The following is an 18034-nucleotide window of genomic DNA, read 5'->3' as shown; positions in this document are numbered from 1 at the left end:
AGTCAAATCGGCTGGCGCTCTGGGAGGAACTAGGTCCGGCTGGCGATGAAGCTCTGGAGTTGCTTGGCAGCCTCTGCCGGCTCAACATTGCCGGAGGCGACTTCGTTGATGATGCGGAAATACTCCGTCGTAACATCAAGCGGGAAAGCCTGGTCACCGTTCATGTAGACGTTGCTGTACTTCTTGAAGATGTCGAGCCACTCGGCCTCAAGAGGCTTCTGGTTCGTGTACTTGACGTTCTTGTTGACCGAGATCGAGCTGATCTGGCCAACCAGATCCTGCTGAACCTTGTCGGACAGGAAGTAGTCGAGGAACTTGGCCGCCATGTCAGGGCTTTTGCTCTTCGTGCTGACATAGTTGTACTCGGCAAACCCATAGAGACGATCGGTGTTCGTCGGGAAGGGGAAGATGCCGTAGTCATCGAGGTTTGCGCCGCTGCCGTCGAGCTGGCCGACAAGCCAGTCACCTTCGAGCATCATCGCCGCACGCCCGGCCGTGAAGAGGCTATAGGACTGCTTGTTGTCGATGCCCATGAACGGCTGCAGCGTGTAGTCCTTCGTCCACTTGGCGAATTCGGCGAACGCGTCGGTTGCGCACTGCTCCTTCGTCCAGTCGACCTTCATCGCCTTCAAAGCATCGTGCTTGTCGGCGCCGCATTTGGTTTCGAGGATAACGTCCATCAGGCGCATGACGTGCCAGTTGACGGTTCCTCCGAACGTGAAGGCAGGAATGCCCGCAGCCTTCAGCTTCTCTGCGGCGGCAAGGAGATCCTCATAGGTCTTCGGCTCTTCCTTGATGCCGGCCTGCTCGAAAAGCTTCTTGTTGTAATAGACGGCTTCGCCCTTGAAGGTGAACGGAACGCCATGCTTGCCGCCGGGGTAGAGGTCAGCGAAAGCAGCCGCGGACGGGAGCAGTTCGTCGTTCCACTTGTATTCCGTGTAGTACTTGTCGAGAGGCAACGAGAGACCGGCCTTCACGTATTCGCCGCCAAGGCCAAGCCCTGCCCAACTGAAATAGATGTCCGGGCCCTTGTCGGATCCCGCAGCAACGCGCAGTGCCGTCTTATGCTCGTCCACGGCGCGTTGGACGATTTCTACATGAGTTCCGGGGTTGGCGGCCTCGAAATCGCTGGCGATTTTCTTGAGGGCAACGTTTGCGGCGTTGTTATCGAAGTTAAGCGTCCAGAGGGTGATGTCTTCGGCCAGTGCGGGCGTCGCCGACAGCGCGGCAACAGCCATTGCAACGATGCTCGCAGATTTCAATTTTGCAGTCAGGGTCAGCATTACCGTCCTCCTCTTGTAAGCTGAGGACGTTCTTACAGATAGTGATCGACATGTCAACTGGTATGATGAGCTAACCATCGTGCCGGGTTAGGAAGGCTGAAATTGCTTCGATCACGATGACCGCAGAGGCGGCTCCTGGATCGATATGCCCCAACGCCCTGTCGCCTAGTCGGGAGGAACGCCCTTTTGCGGCAACCATGTCACGGGTTGCTTCGCAGCCATCGCGTGCCGCACGAACCGCCGCGTCAAGGCATGCTGAGATGTTCGCCCCCGTCCGCCTCGCTTCCATCGCGGCGTCCGCCGCCGGCCTCCAGGCGTCGATCATGGTCTTCTCGCCTGTCTCTGCCTTACCCCTGTCCTGAATTCCCTGTGCCATGGCCCTGAAAGCATCCAGGAAATCGTCGTCCGATAGCGTGTGCTTGTCCTTAACGGCAGTTCCCGCACGCATGAATGCGGTCGCATACAGCGGACCAGAGGATGCTCCGACTGCATTCAAGAATGCCTTGGCCGCGGTGTTGAAAAGGAAGGTCGGGGCGACTTCGACCTCGTCGAGCTGGAGAACGGCCTTGGATGCCGCTTGCCAGCCGGCATCCATGGCCAGACCATGATCTCCATCGCCGATCACACCGTCCAATTCGCACAGCCGGTCGCGATTCTTCGCGACTTCCTCTGCGGTCAGCGAAAACATCTGCTGCAGTTCTCTGGTCGCTATCGCCATCTGCTCACTTTCGAAACATTGCGCAGTCGCAGGGATGATCGATCAATTCCTGCAGCTCGTCGTCGAGGTGCATCACCGTGATCGATGCCCCGGCCATTTCGAGCGATGTGCAGTAGTTTCCAACAAGTGACGTGTGGATCAGCAGGCCGGCGTCTTCAAGACGGGCCTTCACGCGTCGCATCATGATGTAGAGCTCCATCATCGGCGTCGAACCGAGTGAGTTGACCAGCACGGCTACACGATCACCGGCCTCCGCGGCGCCCATCTCCCCGAGAATGCCGTCCAGCAACTGGTCGGTGACCTCGTCGGCCGATCTCAATGGACCGCGAGCCACACCGGGTTCACCATGGATACCCATGCCGATCTCCATCTCGTCTTCGCCGATGAGGAAATTGGGCTTCAGCGTCTGCGGAAGCGAGCAAGGCGAGAGAGCAACGCCCATCGTATAGGTTCGGGAGTTCGCGTGACGAGCGACACGTTCGACATCCTCAAGGGAATACATGAGATCGCACGCCGCACCCGCCGCCTTGAATATGAAGACGTTACCCGCCACGCCACGCCGCTTGTTGCCCTGTTCGGGAGGAGCGGAAGCGACGTCATCCGTCGTCAACACAGTTCGCACCTCGATGTCATCGAGACCGAGCAGTTCGGCCGCCATGTCGAAATTCATGACGTCGCCAGCGTAGTTTCCGTACATGAAAAGCACGCCGGCGCCACCATCCGCCGCCTTGGCACATGCAACGATCGGGTCGGGCGGTGGCGATGCGAAGACGTTCCCAATCGCCGCAGCGTCGGCAAGTCCCTTGCCCACATATCCGAGGAAGGTCGGCTCGTGTCCGGAACCACCCCCTATGACAAGACCCACCTTTCCATTTCGCGGGCCGTTCTTGGCGACGATTGCACGAGGCATGTCTTCAACCGCGTACAGGTGCTCGGGATGAGCCGCCAGGACGCCCTCCAGCATTTCGTCGACGGCATCCGCACCGGAATTTATTAGTTTCTTGGTCTTCATGCCAACCTCCCCCGATCGAGCTCCGGTACGATAGATGCAGCCGCCGCGCTCGAGGTCAATCGGACAGCGAGAGGATAGCGGTGCCGAACGGCGGCAGCCCGAGCTTCAGGCCGTCGCATTCCACCGCCTGTTCGTTGCTTGTCACGTTGACGACGTGGAGCTGTAAGCCCGCCGGGCCAATGCTGGCGAACGCAAGAACCCTGGAAGGGGAGCTCGAGATGCATTCTTGCCATTCTGTTCCCGCCAAGGCTGCGAGCGTGCGAACGGCGCCGAACAATGGACGCGGATCGCCTTTTCTGCTTGGTTCGTCCGCACCTGCGATCAATCCGAACGGTCCCGTCAGCGCAGAGAGCGTGAGGCACTCCAGATCCGCATCCAGAACGCTTGTCGCATAGGCTAGGGCAAAGGCAGCGGCAAACTGTCCATTGTGCCGAGGATCACGGTTGGCCATCGGGATACGCCCGCCCGAGGGATTTTCCATTGTACGGCTGCCGTAGGGATTCTGCCGCATCGGGATTGTCGAAGGACCGATCCGGTAGGGCTTGTCGCCGTAGATCGCACGCACCGAGCGCGTAATGAAGGGCAGGGCCTCCAGCGTCTGCATCACGCTGAGATCGTCGGCCGCATGCACGATCGGATTCGTGCAATGGCTGATAAACGCAAGCTGCCCCTCCGGCACACGCTTGCGATTGAGTTCGGTGAAGTAGCTGAGCATGCCGCCGCCGATCCGGATGCCCGGAAATGCGGCATGGGCCGCAGCATAGACCTCTTCCAGCGGCGGACAGTCGGGCCATTTGCTTCCAGGCGGCGTCGACTGCCGATCGACAGAGGGCGAGATCATGATCGCGTCCGGCCTGAAGCCTGTCGAGCGCATGTCTCGTGCAATGGTCGCCGTTTCATCCGCTGGGGCTTGCCTGCACGGAAGCGCTATCTCCAACGTCGGGCGACCGGGGTGCGTCGCGGCGATGTCAGCGAACCGCTTCAGCGCTTCCACGCCATGACCAGCACCTGGATCGAAATGGAAGATCAGCTCCTGAGGGGCTATCTCCGCGAGAAAACGTTGCGCTGACAGACAAGCCTCGGCCTCCTCGGGCGTGATGATCAGGCCGATCGCCGGCATCGCGCCGGTCCGTCCGCCAAGGTGGAGTTTGACCACGTCTGCCGAGGCGCCGGCTGTGGGGTGCCCTACTGGGCGGCTGTCCTTGATGATCAGCGATATCTTCTGCCGGACGGGCTGACCAGCGGGTATTTGATAGGGCCAGGGAAGGGCAAGCGGTCTGACGTAGGTCTTGTAGGACGCATCCGACCAGTTTCTCTGGTCCTCCATCTCGAAGGTGTCGCCCTCCATCCGGCATTCGGCGCTGACGCCGGGCATCGCCACGTGGGTAATGGCGCGCATGTCCTTGAACGGCTGCCAAGGTTCGATGAGGTCAGGAAACCGCGTCACCTCCGTCGCGCCGTCGACGTGTTCTACCCTGGCTGGTGCGCCGCCCAAGCCTACGATCGGATGAAGAATGCAGAAGCCGCAGCGGTTGGTCTCGAAGCCGGTTTCCGACTTAGCTTCGGCTTCGAAGTCGAGGCGGTCGCTCTGTCCAACAATACGGACGTCAACGACGAGGCCGGTATCCCCCGGTCCTTGGCATCGAGCGCGATAGGTTACTTCGAACGCACCTCCGTCTTGCTCGATCGCCAGATCTTCGATTTCCGGGCTGTACGTACCCCAGTCGCGGTCACGAACAAGGTAGGAGACTGCCCGCAGCACCTCTGTTCCATCGTAACGGATCGTTCGAAGGTTACCGCCGACGAGGTCGACTTCGAGCTTTTTGGCACTGAGCCGGACCGGTGTCGTCTCGGCGTCACGGGTGCCGTAAAGAAGGAAGGGGTCGCCGGTCATCGCAGCATTGCTCCGACATCTACGGTCTGACCGCTGGCTGCGCTTTCATACGCTCTTTCGACAAGGGCAAACGTCTTCAGATTGTCTGCCCCTGACGTCGAATGCTCCGCGCCCTGCTTCAGTTTGTCGACCCAGTGCTGCTGGATCGCGTAGACGCTTTCCTGGATGTTGTGCCAGGGGCGCGAGGCCCAGGATAGCAGCTTCGGCGATACGTCAGCTGTCATGCTCCCGCTGGCGTTTGCGACCTCGAGTTGATAGCCTTGCGTCAGACGGATTGTTCCCTCGGAACCATCGATTTCAATCAATGTTTCGGGGAAGGGCTCCTTGGAAAGTTTCGTAGCGTAGCTGACGTCGACAATCGATGTCGCGCCGCTTTCGTGATCGAGGAGGATCGTCGCTACATCCTCGCCCTTGATCCGCGGATTGACGCGCTTGGTCCGGGCCGTGACGCTTCCCACGTCGCCAAGGATGTAGCGAGCGATGTCCAGAGTATGGATCCCGAGGTCCTCGATGATGAACCGCTCTCCCTCCGCCAGATAGGGCTGGCCCGAAAAGACATCGTAGCCGGAACGGAAGGAGAAGCGGCCCCAGAATGGCGTTCCGATCGATCCCTCGTCCAGAACCTTGCGGACAGCCTGGATCGGAGTCTGCCAGCGAAAGTTCTCGTGGACCATCAGCGGAACACCTGCGGCGCGGCAGGCTGCAACCATTGCCTTGGCATCGGCGAGCGTCTTGGCGAACGGCTTCTGGCAGATCGCGGGCACCTTGTGCTGCGCCGCCATTTCAACAAGGATCCGATGGCTCTGAACCGTCGTGGCGATGTCGACGAAATCAAAGCCGCCGTCCGAGAACAAGGCGTTCGCGTCACTGTAGCGCCGCTCAATGCCAAACTGATCGCCGACGATCTTCAGCCTTTCAGGATCGCGATCGCAGATCGCAACGATCCTGGCGCCGTCGACATCGTTCCAGGCGTGCATCTGGTTGATCGCGAAGAATCCGCAACCGATCAATGCGCCGTTCAATTCAGACATTTCAACCTGCCTTTGCCATTTGCATCAGAGTAACGCGCTGTTGCAGGCGGCGCTGCGCCTGGTCGACGACAACAGCGATGATGATAACCAGCCCCTTGATGACCATCTGCCAGAAGGACGAAACGCCCATCATCACCAGCCCGTCTGACAGGATTCCGATGACGAAGGCGCCGATGATCGTCCCGCCGATCGTTCCGCGACCGCCCGACATCGAGGTGCCACCAAGGACGGCTGCCGCGATCGCGTTAAGCTCGAAGCTCTCGCCCGTCGCCGGATGGGAAGCCATCAGCTCCGAAGAGATGATGACGCCGACGATTGCCGCGCAGAGCCCGGAAAACATGTAGACGAAGATCTTCACGATATCGACGCGGATGCCCGACATGCGGGCCGCGCGTTCATTGCCCCCGACGGCGAAGATGTGGCGCCCGATCGGGGTGGAACGCGCGACGTAGGCGGCCAGCAACGCCAACGCAATCAGGATCCAGATCGATACCGGCAGTCCGAGGATGCGCCCCGCACCGAAGAAGTCAAAGCCGGTCGTCGAATATTCAGGGCGACCAACGAGGTTTGGAAAGGTCTGCCCGTCCGAGGAAAGCAGAGCAAGGCCCCGGGCAATGTAGAGCGTGCCGAGCGTCGCGATAAAGGGAGCGACATTCAGCTTGGTAATCAGCAGACCGTTGATGAGGCCAATCAGTAACCCGATCGATAGCGTGATCAGCACAATCTCGAAAAGATTGAAGTAGATCGTATAGCCGATAGGAAGCTCGATGCCGTAGAGGATCAATCCGCCGGCCACCATGCCGCAAAGCCCGACGATCGATCCCACGGACAGGTCGATGCCGCCGGTGATGATCACGAAGGTCATCCCCATGGCGAGGAAGGCATTCAACGCCACATGCTTCGACATCAGGATCATGTTCGCCGTTGACGTGAAGTTCGGGGCGAAGATCGCAAAGAAGATGATAACCGCGAAAAGTGCGATGAAGGTTCTGAGCTTCATCAGAGTGAGAAGAACAGAGCCGTTCGCGCTGGCCTGTGCGGAAGTGGATGATGTGGCCGCCGTCATGACGCGCGTTTCCCTTGATGTCCGTGTCCCTTGGCCGAAGCCGCGATGATCGCGTCCTCCGTCGCCTCGGCCCTGTTAAAAACGTCGACCAGTTGGCCGTTGCTCAGAACTGCTATGCGATCAGAAAGCGCCATGACCTCTTCGAGGTCGGAGGTCGAGAACAGAATGGCTAGTCCTTCGGCCGCCAGCCGGCGCATGGTGCGGAAGACGTCAGCCTTGGCGCCGACGTCGATACCCCGGCTCGGCTCGTCCATGAGCAGGACCTTCGGATTGGTCATCAAGGCCTTTCCGATCACCACCTTCTGCTGGTTGCCACCCGACATGGACGTCACCTCGAAGTCCGGATTGGGCGCCTTGATCGACAGTTCCCGTATGGCGTCGCGAATGGCATCCTTCTCTGCGGTCGAATTGATGTGGAAAAACCGCGCGAAGCGGTTGAGGCTCGCAAGCGACAGGTTGCCGGCGATCGACAGGACCTGGACCAGGCCTTCCCGCTGCCGGTCTTCAGGGATCAGCGCCAGCCCCTTGCGGATTCGGCGGGTGACGTCGCGCGCGTGGATCTCTTCGCCATCAATGAAGATCTTCCCTGTCGAGTGCATGTGGCGTCCGAGCACGCACTCGAAGAACTCGCTGCGTCCAGCCCCCATCAGGCCATAGATTCCAAGGATCTCTCCTGATTTGACTGAAAGCGAGACATGATCGACAGCAAGGCCTCCCGTCGGTCGGGGGAGGCTGATGTCCTCCGCACGGAACATCTCCTTGCCGACCGCATGATCCACGGATTTTGCGAAGTCCTTGGCATCGGAGCCGATCATGGAGCGCACGATCCAGCGCGTGTCGATGTCACGGACCACAGCCTGGCCGGTGATCTGGCCGTCACGCAGTACCGTGATGTAGTCTCCGATCCGCATCAGTTCTTCCAGCCGATGCGAGATGTAGACGATGGCGACGCCGTGAGCCTTGAGTTCCGCGATCACCTTGAAGAGGATTTCGACTTCCGCGGCCGAAAGCGCCGACGTCGGTTCGTCCATGATGAGGATGCGCGCATTGAGCGACATCGCTTTGGCGATTTCAACGAGCTGCTGCTGGCCGATGGGAAGGTCCTCCACCATCGTTTCCGCGTTAATTCCGGCGTCCAATCGTTTCAGAAGTGCGCTCGCCTTCTCGACCTGCGCCTTGTGGTCGATGCCGCGCAGGCCGCGGGTGATCTCGCGGGTCGCGAAGATGTTTTCTGCGACAGACATGTTTGCGAAGAGATTGAGCTCCTGGAAGATCATCCCGATGCCGTGCGCCTGAGCGTCGGCCGGGCTGTCGAAGGAGACCTGTTCGCCATCAAGGATAATCTTGCCGAGCGTCGGACGCTCGACACCAGCGATGATCTTCATCAGCGTCGACTTGCCGGCGCCGTTTTCGCCGACCAGGACGTTCACCGCGCCACGACGAAGCTCGAGATTGGCGCGCTTGACTGCAACGATGCCCGAATAGACCTTCGACACGTCCTCGAGACGCAGGATGATATCGTCCTTGGATATCTCGCTCACGCTCATGATCCCACCGTCAGTTCCGAAGGTGTGACAAGCGGAGGCTGCCCTTCGCTAGGCAAGGGATATGCTCCAATGACGGTCACGGTCTTGCCGACCAGCCCGTCGCGCGGCACAGCGGCAAGGAAGGCCGCGTTGGCCTTCTCGTTGAATGCCTTGCCGAACTGGGCCCATTCGATCTGGTTTTTGAATTCGTTGAAATTGACGAAGTCCAGCGTGTCGCGCAAGGCGGTGCCGCGAAGTGCCGGGCCGATTTGGACCCTCGCATCAGCCTTGCCGTCGCCGTTGGTATCGACATCAAGTGTTGCCGCTCGTGAGGCGGTATCAGCGGTGATCACCTTTCCGGTAAACTTGACCGCATAGGTCCAAGGTGAACTGCTTTGCTTGCGCGGGTTGCCGTATTTCTCACCGGCCTGATCCGGGCTGGAGGTCGCTAGCTGCGCGACGTCCTTCAGCTCTCCCGCCTTCTTTTCGAAGTAGGGAACGACCTGCGGCTGCCAGATCGCGTCGACCCTTGCTTTCGGATCAAAGGCGTCCTTGGCTGCGGCCGCGGCCTTTTCCTCCGCAGTCGGTGTCTTGATGATCTTGCAGCCAGGCAGCGCCGCAACAATCACCGCAGCGAGCAAAGCGCCCTTCATTCTCCACATGCGACAGGCCCCGATAACAGCAACAACGAGCAGAGGGCGCCATCGACGCCCTCTGCATTGGATTAAGCAACGATCAGTTCGTGAGGGCAAAAGTCTCGAGCTTGCCAGAGTTGTCGGAATTGATGAGAACGCAGTCCATCAACTGCTTCTCTTCCTTTGGCATCGTCTTGTTCTTGATGTAGGCGTCGGCCTGCTCGACCGCGAGCTGTGCCTGAGCGTAGGCAGGCTGCAGCACCGTGGCCTTGATGCCGCCAGCCCGGATCGAGTCACGGACATCGTTCGAGCCGTCGAACCCGACGACAATCACGTCCTTGCGGCCGGCTGCCTGCAGGGCTGCGATTGCGCCCATGGCCATCGTGTCGTTGCCTGAGATCACGCCCTTGATGTCAGGGTTGGCTTGCAGGATGGTTTCCATCTTCGAATAGGCTTCTGTCTGGCTCCAGTTCGCCGACTGCTTGGCAACCGACTTCAGATCCGGATAGTCGTCGATGACGTCGTGATAGCCCTGGGAGCGGATACCGGCGTTCGTATCGGACTCCTTGCCGACCAGCTCGACATAGTTGCCCTTCTCACCCATCAGCTTGACGAATTCCTGAGCGCCAAGCTGGGCACCCTGGTAGTTGTTGGAGACGATCTGGGCGACAGCCACGCCAGTGGCATTGATTTCGCGGTCGATCAGGAAGGAGGGGATGCCTGCATCCTTGGCCTTCTTGACGGCAGCGACCGATGCATCCGCACCCGCGTTGTCGAGGATGATTGCCTTGGCGCCACGACCGATCGCCGTGTCAATCATTTCGGACTGCTTGTTGGCATCATCGTCATGGGTCATGACGAGAGCTTCGTAGCCAAGCTCCTTGGCCTTGGCTTCAGCCCCCACGGCTTCCGCCTTGAAGAAGGGGTTGTCATGGGCGGGCGTGATGATGGCGATCAAGTCCGCGGAGAAGGCCGGAATGGCCGTTCCGAGCGCCAGCGCACCAGCAAAGGCGGCAAGTGTCAGTCTGCGTGTCAGTCTCATGGTTGTCCTCCCGAGTATGAATGGACCCCAACTCCCATGGGGCGGTTAGAGGGGAGGCTGCTGCCTCCCCAATTTGCGTCAGGTGATGCGCCGAATGCTTTCGGCGATCTCCTTTGGTTCGAAGACTTTTTTCCAATCGTCGCGCATCAGGGCAGGGATTCCGAATTCGATGGCCTTGTTGCAGGCATCCGAAAACACGCCCTGGACCTCACCGAAGATCACCGCGCCGAGAACGTTCATGTGTCCAAGCAGGAAGTCGCGGGCAGCTTCTTCAGGAACGCCGCGCGCAACGCATTCGTCCATGGCCTGCTTCATGACGACGAGGAGCGAGGCGCAGACGGTCTCCGAAAGGCCCGGCTCCAACATCGCCAACTGGTCGACGGTGACCCGGTGCGACCGCATGACCGGAGCCCAGATGACCTTGGCGATTTCTTCTCCAAGGCCATAGGCACTTTCCGGTCCCTGCATCAGGGCCGAAACAATGTGCTGCTTTGCAAAGAGGCCACCAAAGTGGTCCTTCTTGGCCTGCATCTCCGTCTCATCATTGAAGATCGGCGGATGGCAGGGATGGGTGACGAAGTAGGTAAGGTCGTCCCGCTTCGGCAGATGGCCCGCGAAGGGAGCTGCCGCGTCGAGGGCTACGACCATTGTCCCCGGCTTCAGCTTGTCGACGATGCCCAAGGCGACCTTGCCAATCGCCGTATCGGGGACAGCCAGGATGACGACCTCGGCCCCTTCGAGACCCGCATCGGGAGCGACGCAATCGACGCCGAGATCGTCTTTCAACCGCGCCTTGCCGGCGTCGCTAACCTCGATATGGCGGACGTCGAAGCGCGAACCTTTCAGGTTTTTTGCAAGACGGTAGCCCATTTTGCCACCGGCGCCGAAGAGGGCAATTGTGGTCATGTTTCCTCACCTTTTCTGTGATCTGGATAGGAGCATAATCTGGTATGATGAGTCAATCACCATATCAGCGTAACATTAGTTGTGAGGCGCTTTCTGGGCATCGAGCCGATCGATGGCCTCGACATTTCCCGCCGAAGCGCCCTTGGGGTCGAACTCGGCCGCAAGCCAGACATCGACGATCGACTTGGCGAGTTCGGGTCCGATGACGCGCGCACCCATCGTGATGATCTGGGCGTTGTTCGACTTGGCCGCGCGTTCAGCCGAGTAGGTGTCATGAGTAAGGGCGGCGCGGATCCCCGGGACCTTGTTTGCGGAGATGCAAACCCCAATGCCGGTGCCGCAGATCAGGATACCGCGGTGATGCTCACCGTCGACGATCGTCTGTGCGAGCTTCTGCGACAGGTCAGCGTAGAAGCCGGACTGGCTCAGGTCGTGAACTTCCAGGTCGGCCTTGCCGGCAAGGTGAGCGGCGATAACGTCGAGCAGCGGCTTGCCGGCACTATCGGCGCCAATTGCGATCTTCATGGCAGTTTCCTTTCACTAGCGTCTAGGCAAATGGATCAGCGTTCGATCGCCGCGGCGACGCGGCGCAGAATGTCGAGATAGCCGTCAACGGACCAAGCCGACCGGCCTATGAACAGGCCATCGATATGTGCCTGTGCGATCAGTTCCTCGCAGTTTTGCGGATTGACGCTGCCGCCGTAGAGGACAGGCACCTGGCGGCCCAGAACCCCCATGGCAACATCGGCGATTTTGCCGTGGCGCTCAGATGCGTAGTCTGCCGTGGCCGGGATGCCATTGACGCCGATCGCCCAGACGGGCTCGTAGGCAAGCAGGACTTGCGCGTCAGCCATGTCGGCCACAGGTGCCAGGGCCGCCTCAACCTGCTTTCGCAAGACGACGTCGGCCAGCCCGGATTGGCGCTGGTGCAATGTCTCGCCGATGCAAATCAGGGGCGTCAGGCCATGGCGAACGGCGGCAGCCACCTTGAAGCCGACGGTTTCGTCGGTTTCTCCGAAGTGTTCCCGGCGTTCCGAGTGGCCAAGCTCCACCAGGTCTAGTTCGCAGTCCTTGAGCATCGGCGCGGAAACCTCGCCGGTCCATGCACCTGCATCCTCCCAGTGCATGTTCTGCGCGCCAACTTTGACGGAGGTGCCCGAAAGAGCTCGCTTGACTTCGCGCACCGCTGTGAAGGCTGGGATGACGAACCGCTGTATCAGGGGATCGCTGTCGCGATCAGCCTCCGCCAGGCGGCTGGCAAAAGCGAGTGCTTCCGCCAGGGTCTTGTTCATCTTGAAGCTTGTACCGACCCAAAAAGCCATTTCAGCTCGTCCTTCCGTCGCGGATCTGCGCGAAGTAGCCGTCCGTTCCGATCTGGCCGCCCTTGAGCGCGATCTGGAGCCCGTCCGTCGGCGGGTAGCTTCCGTGCGCCAGGCAAAGCGGTGAACCGGGTGTCTGAGGAAGCGGGAGGAGGGTGGTCAGCGCCTCTACCCTCAGCTGCCTTAGGGCGTGGCTTGACGTATCGCCGCCGGCGATGACCGCGCGAGAAAGTCCTTCGCGCTCGACCATCTGGCGCAGTATCGTACCGAGCGCTCGCCCAAGGGCATGGCGGGCACCGGATATCCTGTCGATATCGCCGCCGACATCAGCCGCAGGGCCGAGGGCTGTATGGAGAATGACGCTCCGTCCCTCCTTGAGCCTCTCGACGCCATTTTGGACGGCCGCGTCGATCGCGCGTTCGCCGTCCTCCGATACGAGTGCCAGAGGATCGAGCGCAATGTCTGCGAAGCCGTCTTCCGTCGCCTGTCTGATCTGACGTTCAGTCGTGGGCGACACGCTTCCGGAAACAACCGCGAGGCGGTCGACCGGGCCAACGTCGGGGAAATCCCAGGTTCCGGCAATGGCGCCGCTTTGTCGCCAGGCATTGAGAAGCGCGTACTCTATTCCGGACGACCCAGCGAGGAAGCCCCCGAACTGACCTGCCAGGCGAACGAGCTGGCGACCCGCGGCAGCTTGCGTCGCCTCCGAATCCACGTCGATGAGAAGAATTCCGCCCGCCTCCGCGACCAATCGGTCAACGCGCAGGTCGGCATCGGCCGACGCGATCGTTGCAAGGTCCGCCAAGGCAACAGGCAGTCGGGTCTGCTTGGACAAATGAACAGCCAGATCGGCCTCTCCCATAGGGGTGACCGGATGGCGGCTCATGACCGGGTGACGATCGATCCGATAGACGCTGCCCTGGTAGGCGGCAAAAAGATTGCCGAACGCCGTGTACCGCTTCAGTTGCGGTGCACCGACAACGATCGGAACGACGGTCTGCCCGAACGTTTCGCGTCCAATGTCGATGGCTTTTCCGATGCTCCCCGTCTCGGGACTGGAGTCGAACGTCGAGCAGACCTTGTAGTGGCAGAAATTCGCCCGAAGCGACTTCAGCCATTCGAAGGCGGTGGTGAGGTGCGACTGCATCCATTCCGGCATCTGGCTGCGGCTCGTCCCGGCAAGACCGATCGCCTTGCAGTCCTTGAAGCGCGCAATCATTTCGGGTGAGGGGATGTCGAGAAAGAGCGCGGTTGCAACACCGTGCGAGGCCAACGCCTCCATGACGTCGGTTGAACCGGTGAAGTCATCGCCATAATAGCTCACGAGAAGGTCTTCCATCGCGGTCAGGCGCCCTTTCCGTCGCTGAACTTGGCGATCGAGGCAGCCAATTCAGGATGGTCCTGTGCGTAGGTCTCGAGCGGGATGCCGGCCACAGCCGCCTGCCAGGCCTGCTGCACAGCGCGGACGCCGGAGGCCGGGCCACCTGGATGGCTGACGATGCCACCGCCGCAGAGATAGAGGAGATCTGTCGTGCGGCCCGTTCGTTGATACGTCTCGGGCGCCTGGCCACCCCACTGGCCGGAACCTGCCACCGGCAGCGGGCAGTCCGAAGCATCAAAGAGCGGCGTACTGACAGCCTTGAACGACGAAACGAAACTCTCGTCCGGCTCCCAATATTTGACCCTGATGCCGTTGATCTGGAACTGGTCGACGCCGAGCAGGCGCCAAAATTGCTGGTAGACCCGGAAGTCCATGCCGGCGCCGGGATGCCGCGTGAGCACGTCCCAACCGTTGCGGTGGGCATGCAGCACGAGATTTGACCGCTTTCGCAGGAAGCTCATGCCGCCGAAGCCGATCGAATTGATGTTGACGACGGCGCAGTTGCCGCCGGCCTTGGCGACGATGTCGTGATTGCGCATCATTTCGTCGGGGTCGGCATGCGAGATGCCGAAGGCATACATCACCTTCTTGCCGGTCCTTTGCTCGTGATCGAGAATCCGCGGCATGATGGCAGCGACGCGTTCCTTGAGTGGCGAGTAGGCCGGGCTCATCAGCTTCTCGTCGTCCTTGATGAAATCGACACCAGATTCGATGAGTTCGCCGACGAGTTGTGCGGTTTCGTGCGGACGAAGTCCGAGCGCCGGCTTGACGATCGTTCCAATGATCGGGCGCCCTTCGACACCGGTCAGGCGGCGGCTGCCGGGAATGCCGAATTGCGGTCCGGGATGTGCTGCTCTGAAGGCTTCAGGCAGCTTCATGTCCACGATGCGGATGCCGGTCATGCCCTTGATCGAATAGACGCCGCCGATCGCGATGGTCATCAGGGCCGACAGATCGGTTCCGATCGCATCGAGGGGAAAGGCGATGTCGACGTCGGCGCGACCAAGGCGCGTGCCGGGGGCAGCCTCGGGCCAGGTCGGCTGGGTGCTGTCATCAAGAGGGCGGATTGCCAGCACGCGCGCGGCGACACGCGACTTCAGTTCCTCGGTCTCTCCCGGGACCGGAACGAAGGTTCCCGTCGACTGATCGCTTGCGATCTTGTCCGCCATGGCCTCGATACTGCCAGGGGTCTCGATGCGGTAAGTCAGCGTGATCATCATGAAGTGCCAGTTGCTCCTCTCGCCAGATCAATTTGTCATGGCGTCAACTCGTGATATGGTATAATGAGTATTCCATATGATGGGAAGCGAAATTTTACAAACGGAAATTGGGGCGCTTTGCGCAAAGCGCGGAAAGTAGTAGGAGGAGGTGACACTTGAGTCAGCGAGAGCTTATGAGCCAACCCATCGAACAGATCGTACGTCGGAAGCTGTCCGACGAGGTCTTTGATCGACTAGAGCGGATGATCACGTCGGGCGAGTTGCAGCCTGGCGACGAGATGCCTTCCGAGCGTGTTCTAATGGAGCGCTTTGGGGTTGGCCGACCGGCCATCCGTGAGGCCATGCAGTCGCTTGCCAACAAGGGGCTGGTCAACATTTCTCACGGAGAACGCGCGAGGGTTCTGAAGCTTACGGCCAGGTCCATATTTCAGCAGGTCGACCTGACGGCGAAGATCATGCTCTCGCAATCGTCGGACTCGCTTGAGCATCTCAAGAGCGCGCGGATATTCTTCGAGCGAGGCATGGCACGCGAAGCCGCACAACGGGCCTCGGCGACAGACATCAGCGATCTCAGGGAGATCATAGAGCGCCAGCGCGACTGCCTTGGTCATGCCGAGGAGTTCATAAATGCTGACATGGGCTTCCACACCCGCATCGCGCAGATTTCCGGCAATCCGATCTATGTCGCTGTCAGCGAAGCGATGCTTGCTTGGCTGAAGGAATACCACACGGAAATGCTGATCTGGACGGGCAAGGAGAAGTTCACCTTGGCTGAACACGAGGAAATCGTGAATCGCCTGGAGGCCAATGATATCGACGGGTCGGAAACCGCGATCCTCAAGCACCTCGAACGCTCGAGTGCCCTCTACGCAAAGTGAGGTTTTGCAGAGCAGCGATACGCGCAGACCTCTCCCGCGACCTCACATGGCCGACCAATCGCCTTGTGCCGATAGTTGATCGCGGTCCCACCTTTGAGCGCAAAGACCTTCTCCGCCGCGATAAGGGGCAAGAGCCTTGCGAGTAGTGCGACTTGCGCGGTGTCCCGAGAGGTAGGTAGTGACGGTAGCCGTGCTCGCCGAGCGTCCGCGCGCCACATGCAATCCTCAAGCTCTCGGCTGACACCGAACTTGACCGCAAATCAAAACTGTCATTTTCGTTTTACGGCCATGATGATGTCTCGAGCACGAGGCGCGATGGACGAGCACTCGCTTAGCCATGCTCGTTCCCGGCCAGAAACCTATTGACTATTCAGAACATATCATGAACATGGCCTTCATGCCCAGGCGCAAAGGCGAGCTCACTCGGGCAGAAATGGACCGGACGTATCCACACCCGATAGCGCTGTTTGCCGAGCTGTTCCTCGATAAACTCGAGCAGGCGGCGGTCTGCCACGGAAACCATCTGCCCGCGCGGACAATCAGGTCGAATGCGAGGATCGGAATTACAATGTCTTTTGCTTCGCTGCAAAGCGCACGCGGAGCGTTTCATGCCGGAATTTGGCGGCGAGCCGTTCGATCGGCGCGACAGGGGAGGGTGCAAACTGGATGAGTGGTTTAACGCCAAGCTACGCTACGGACGTGATCTACTACGCGACGAGCACACGTTGCTCCGTTTCTTATTTGGCGCAGGCACTCTCTACGCGTCTTCTGAGTTCAGAGCCACCTGCATCGCAACACGGTTGATCGAAACCGGTGGACAAAGACCGCAGCTGGCTACCCGCTGAAAGTGGTGGCGTTAAAGTGAACCTTTAGGCAACAGACCGAAGACGTGCCATGACATCGTTCAGATTCATTCATGCCGCCGACCTGCATTTGGGCAGTCCCTTCAAGGGGCTGTCGGTAAAGGATGAGCAGCTCGCCGCGCTCTTTTCGAGGGCGACCAGACAGGCGGTAACGCTGCTCGTTAGCCGTGCGGTCGAACTCGCCGTCGACTTCGTCGTCATTGCTGGAGACATCTATGACGGGGACTGGAAGGACAACAAGGTCGGTCTGTTCTTCAATCGTGAAATGGGTCGGCTGCAGCGGGCGGGCATTCCAGTCTACCTGATACGTGGAAACCACGATGCTGCGAGCGTGATCACCAAGACGATCACACTACCCGACAACGTGCACGAATTTGCAACGAGCAAGCCTTCCACCTTCCTCATCGACGAGAAGAAGGTCGCCCTCCATGGACAGGGTTTTACGGACCGGGCGGCATACGAAAATCTGGCGATCGGGTATCCTTCGGCAATTGCAGGCTGGTACAACATAGGAGTTCTGCACACCTCAATGACTGGACGCGAGGGGCATGAGGCCTATGCGCCGTGCTCGGTCGACGATCTGCGATCGCGTGCTTACGATTATTGGGCGCTTGGCCATGTTCATGAATTTGAAATAGTCGCATCCGATCCTCTGGTTGTCTTCCCAGGCAATCTCCAGGGTCGAAGCATCCGTGAGCAAGGCGCAAAGGGTGCAGTACTTGTTACTGTCGATGATGGCATCGCGACCGTTGATCGCCTTATCGTGGACAGCGCCCGATTCATCTCAATCGGTATTGACGTTAGCGAAGGCGATCTCGATGTCGATGTATTGAAGCGGATCGAGGAAGAAGCGATTCGGTTGTCGGAGGAATTCGACGGCAAGCCAGTCGCGGCACGCATCCGGATTTCTGGGACCTGTGCCTTCCACGACGACCTGGCGCGTGACCGAGCACAGTGGCAGGATGAGGTACTCGCGGCCTGCCAGCGGGCGTACAGTGACATCTGGATCGAGAAACTTGAGCTGCGGCTCTCCTCCTCGGTGCCCGTCGCGGCGACCGCCTTTGCAGGAATTGAGCTTTTCAGGGCGTTAGAGGATCATGGGGACGATGCTATCCATGTCGATGAGATCCTGATGGAGATCTTGCCGAAGATGCCCGGTGGTCTCGCTACCAACGACAGCCCGCTTGGCCTGACAAATGTCGAACTGGTGAAAGAGGCACGTGAGCTGCTTCTGGCACGAATGGCGACGGCAGGCTGAAA

Annotated in this window: 16 protein-coding genes; 2 read left to right on the top strand and 14 right to left on the bottom strand. The window is 59.9% G+C overall.

What is annotated here, in order from left to right; translation table 11 throughout:
* Positions 1 to 29 precede the first annotated feature (29 nt).
* From AS026_RS13825 to oiaX, 14 genes are all read right to left on the bottom strand, one after another.
* Positions 30 to 1283: an extracellular solute-binding protein gene (locus tag AS026_RS13825; RefSeq protein ID WP_062370036.1), complete on the bottom strand. Its 1254-nt coding sequence runs from the start codon at positions 1281 to 1283 to the stop codon at positions 30 to 32.
* 70 nt (positions 1284 to 1353) lie between these two features.
* Complete coding sequence (dhaL, locus tag AS026_RS13820; protein ID WP_062370034.1) at positions 1354 to 2001, bottom strand: dihydroxyacetone kinase subunit DhaL; 648 nt, start codon at positions 1999 to 2001, stop codon at positions 1354 to 1356.
* A gap of 4 nt (positions 2002 to 2005) precedes the next feature.
* Positions 2006 to 3013, bottom strand: a complete 1008-nt coding sequence (locus AS026_RS13815; protein WP_062370032.1) for a dihydroxyacetone kinase subunit DhaK — start codon at positions 3011 to 3013, stop codon at positions 2006 to 2008.
* A 55-nt stretch (positions 3014 to 3068) separates the two neighbouring features.
* Positions 3069 to 4907 carry a D-apionate lactonase gene (gene apnL / locus AS026_RS13810; protein WP_062370029.1) on the bottom strand — a complete coding sequence of 613 codons (1839 nt, stop codon included), beginning with the start codon at positions 4905 to 4907 and terminating at the stop codon, positions 3069 to 3071.
* Positions 4904 to 5938, bottom strand: coding sequence for a Gfo/Idh/MocA family protein (locus AS026_RS13805; RefSeq protein WP_062370028.1), 1035 nt, complete (start codon positions 5936 to 5938; stop codon positions 4904 to 4906). The genes apnL and AS026_RS13805 overlap by 4 nt, the downstream gene beginning before the upstream one ends.
* Before the next feature lies 1 nt (position 5939).
* A complete protein-coding gene (locus AS026_RS13800) occupies positions 5940 to 7004 on the bottom strand; it encodes an ABC transporter permease (RefSeq protein ID WP_062370025.1) in 1065 nt (354 codons plus the stop codon).
* Entirely contained in the window at positions 7001 to 8551 is a 1551-nt protein-coding gene (locus AS026_RS13795) for a sugar ABC transporter ATP-binding protein (RefSeq protein ID WP_062370022.1), read from the bottom strand. Before AS026_RS13795 ends, AS026_RS13800 begins: the two co-directional genes overlap by 4 nt.
* Positions 8548 to 9192 carry a DUF2291 family protein gene (locus tag AS026_RS13790; RefSeq protein ID WP_062370020.1) on the bottom strand — a complete coding sequence of 215 codons (645 nt, stop codon included), beginning with the start codon at positions 9190 to 9192 and terminating at the stop codon, positions 8548 to 8550. Before AS026_RS13790 ends, AS026_RS13795 begins: the two co-directional genes overlap by 4 nt.
* Positions 9193 to 9265: 73 nt before the next feature.
* Positions 9266 to 10207 carry a D-ribose ABC transporter substrate-binding protein gene (locus AS026_RS13785; protein WP_062370017.1) on the bottom strand — a complete coding sequence of 314 codons (942 nt, stop codon included), beginning with the start codon at positions 10205 to 10207 and terminating at the stop codon, positions 9266 to 9268.
* Positions 10208 to 10285: 78 nt separating this feature from the next.
* Positions 10286 to 11113, bottom strand: coding sequence for a phosphogluconate dehydrogenase C-terminal domain-containing protein (locus AS026_RS13780; RefSeq protein WP_062370014.1), 828 nt, complete (start codon positions 11111 to 11113; stop codon positions 10286 to 10288).
* 75 nt (positions 11114 to 11188) lie between these two features.
* Positions 11189 to 11638, bottom strand: a complete 450-nt coding sequence (gene derI, locus AS026_RS13775) for a D-erythrulose-4-phosphate isomerase (protein WP_062370011.1) — start codon at positions 11636 to 11638, stop codon at positions 11189 to 11191.
* A 35-nt stretch (positions 11639 to 11673) separates the two neighbouring features.
* A complete protein-coding gene (locus AS026_RS13770; RefSeq protein ID WP_062370009.1) occupies positions 11674 to 12435 on the bottom strand; it encodes a triose-phosphate isomerase in 762 nt (253 codons plus the stop codon).
* A 1-nt stretch (position 12436) separates the two neighbouring features.
* Positions 12437 to 13771: a four-carbon acid sugar kinase family protein gene (locus AS026_RS13765; protein WP_062370006.1), complete on the bottom strand. Its 1335-nt coding sequence runs from the start codon at positions 13769 to 13771 to the stop codon at positions 12437 to 12439.
* Positions 13772 to 13776: 5 nt separating this feature from the next.
* Positions 13777 to 15033 carry a 3-oxo-isoapionate-4-phosphate decarboxylase OiaX gene (oiaX, locus tag AS026_RS13760; RefSeq protein ID WP_062370004.1) on the bottom strand — a complete coding sequence of 419 codons (1257 nt, stop codon included), beginning with the start codon at positions 15031 to 15033 and terminating at the stop codon, positions 13777 to 13779.
* Positions 15034 to 15206: 173 nt separating this feature from the next.
* Between oiaX and AS026_RS13755 the strand changes: the two genes are divergently transcribed.
* Together AS026_RS13755 and AS026_RS13745 are read left to right on the top strand one after the other, a co-directional pair.
* Positions 15207 to 15911 carry a transcriptional regulator NanR gene (locus AS026_RS13755; protein WP_018859272.1) on the top strand — a complete coding sequence of 235 codons (705 nt, stop codon included), beginning with the start codon at positions 15207 to 15209 and terminating at the stop codon, positions 15909 to 15911.
* Between the two features lie 894 nt (positions 15912 to 16805).
* Complete coding sequence (locus AS026_RS13745; RefSeq protein ID WP_062369999.1) at positions 16806 to 18032, top strand: metallophosphoesterase family protein; 1227 nt, start codon at positions 16806 to 16808, stop codon at positions 18030 to 18032.
* Positions 18033 to 18034: the final 2 nt, after the last annotated feature.

This window comes from Rhizobium altiplani, from assembly GCF_001542405.1.
GTDB lineage: Bacteria > Pseudomonadota > Alphaproteobacteria > Rhizobiales > Rhizobiaceae > Rhizobium > Rhizobium altiplani.
Note: the sequence above shows the minus strand (reverse complement) of the source record. Positions and strands in the feature narration are given on the sequence as shown.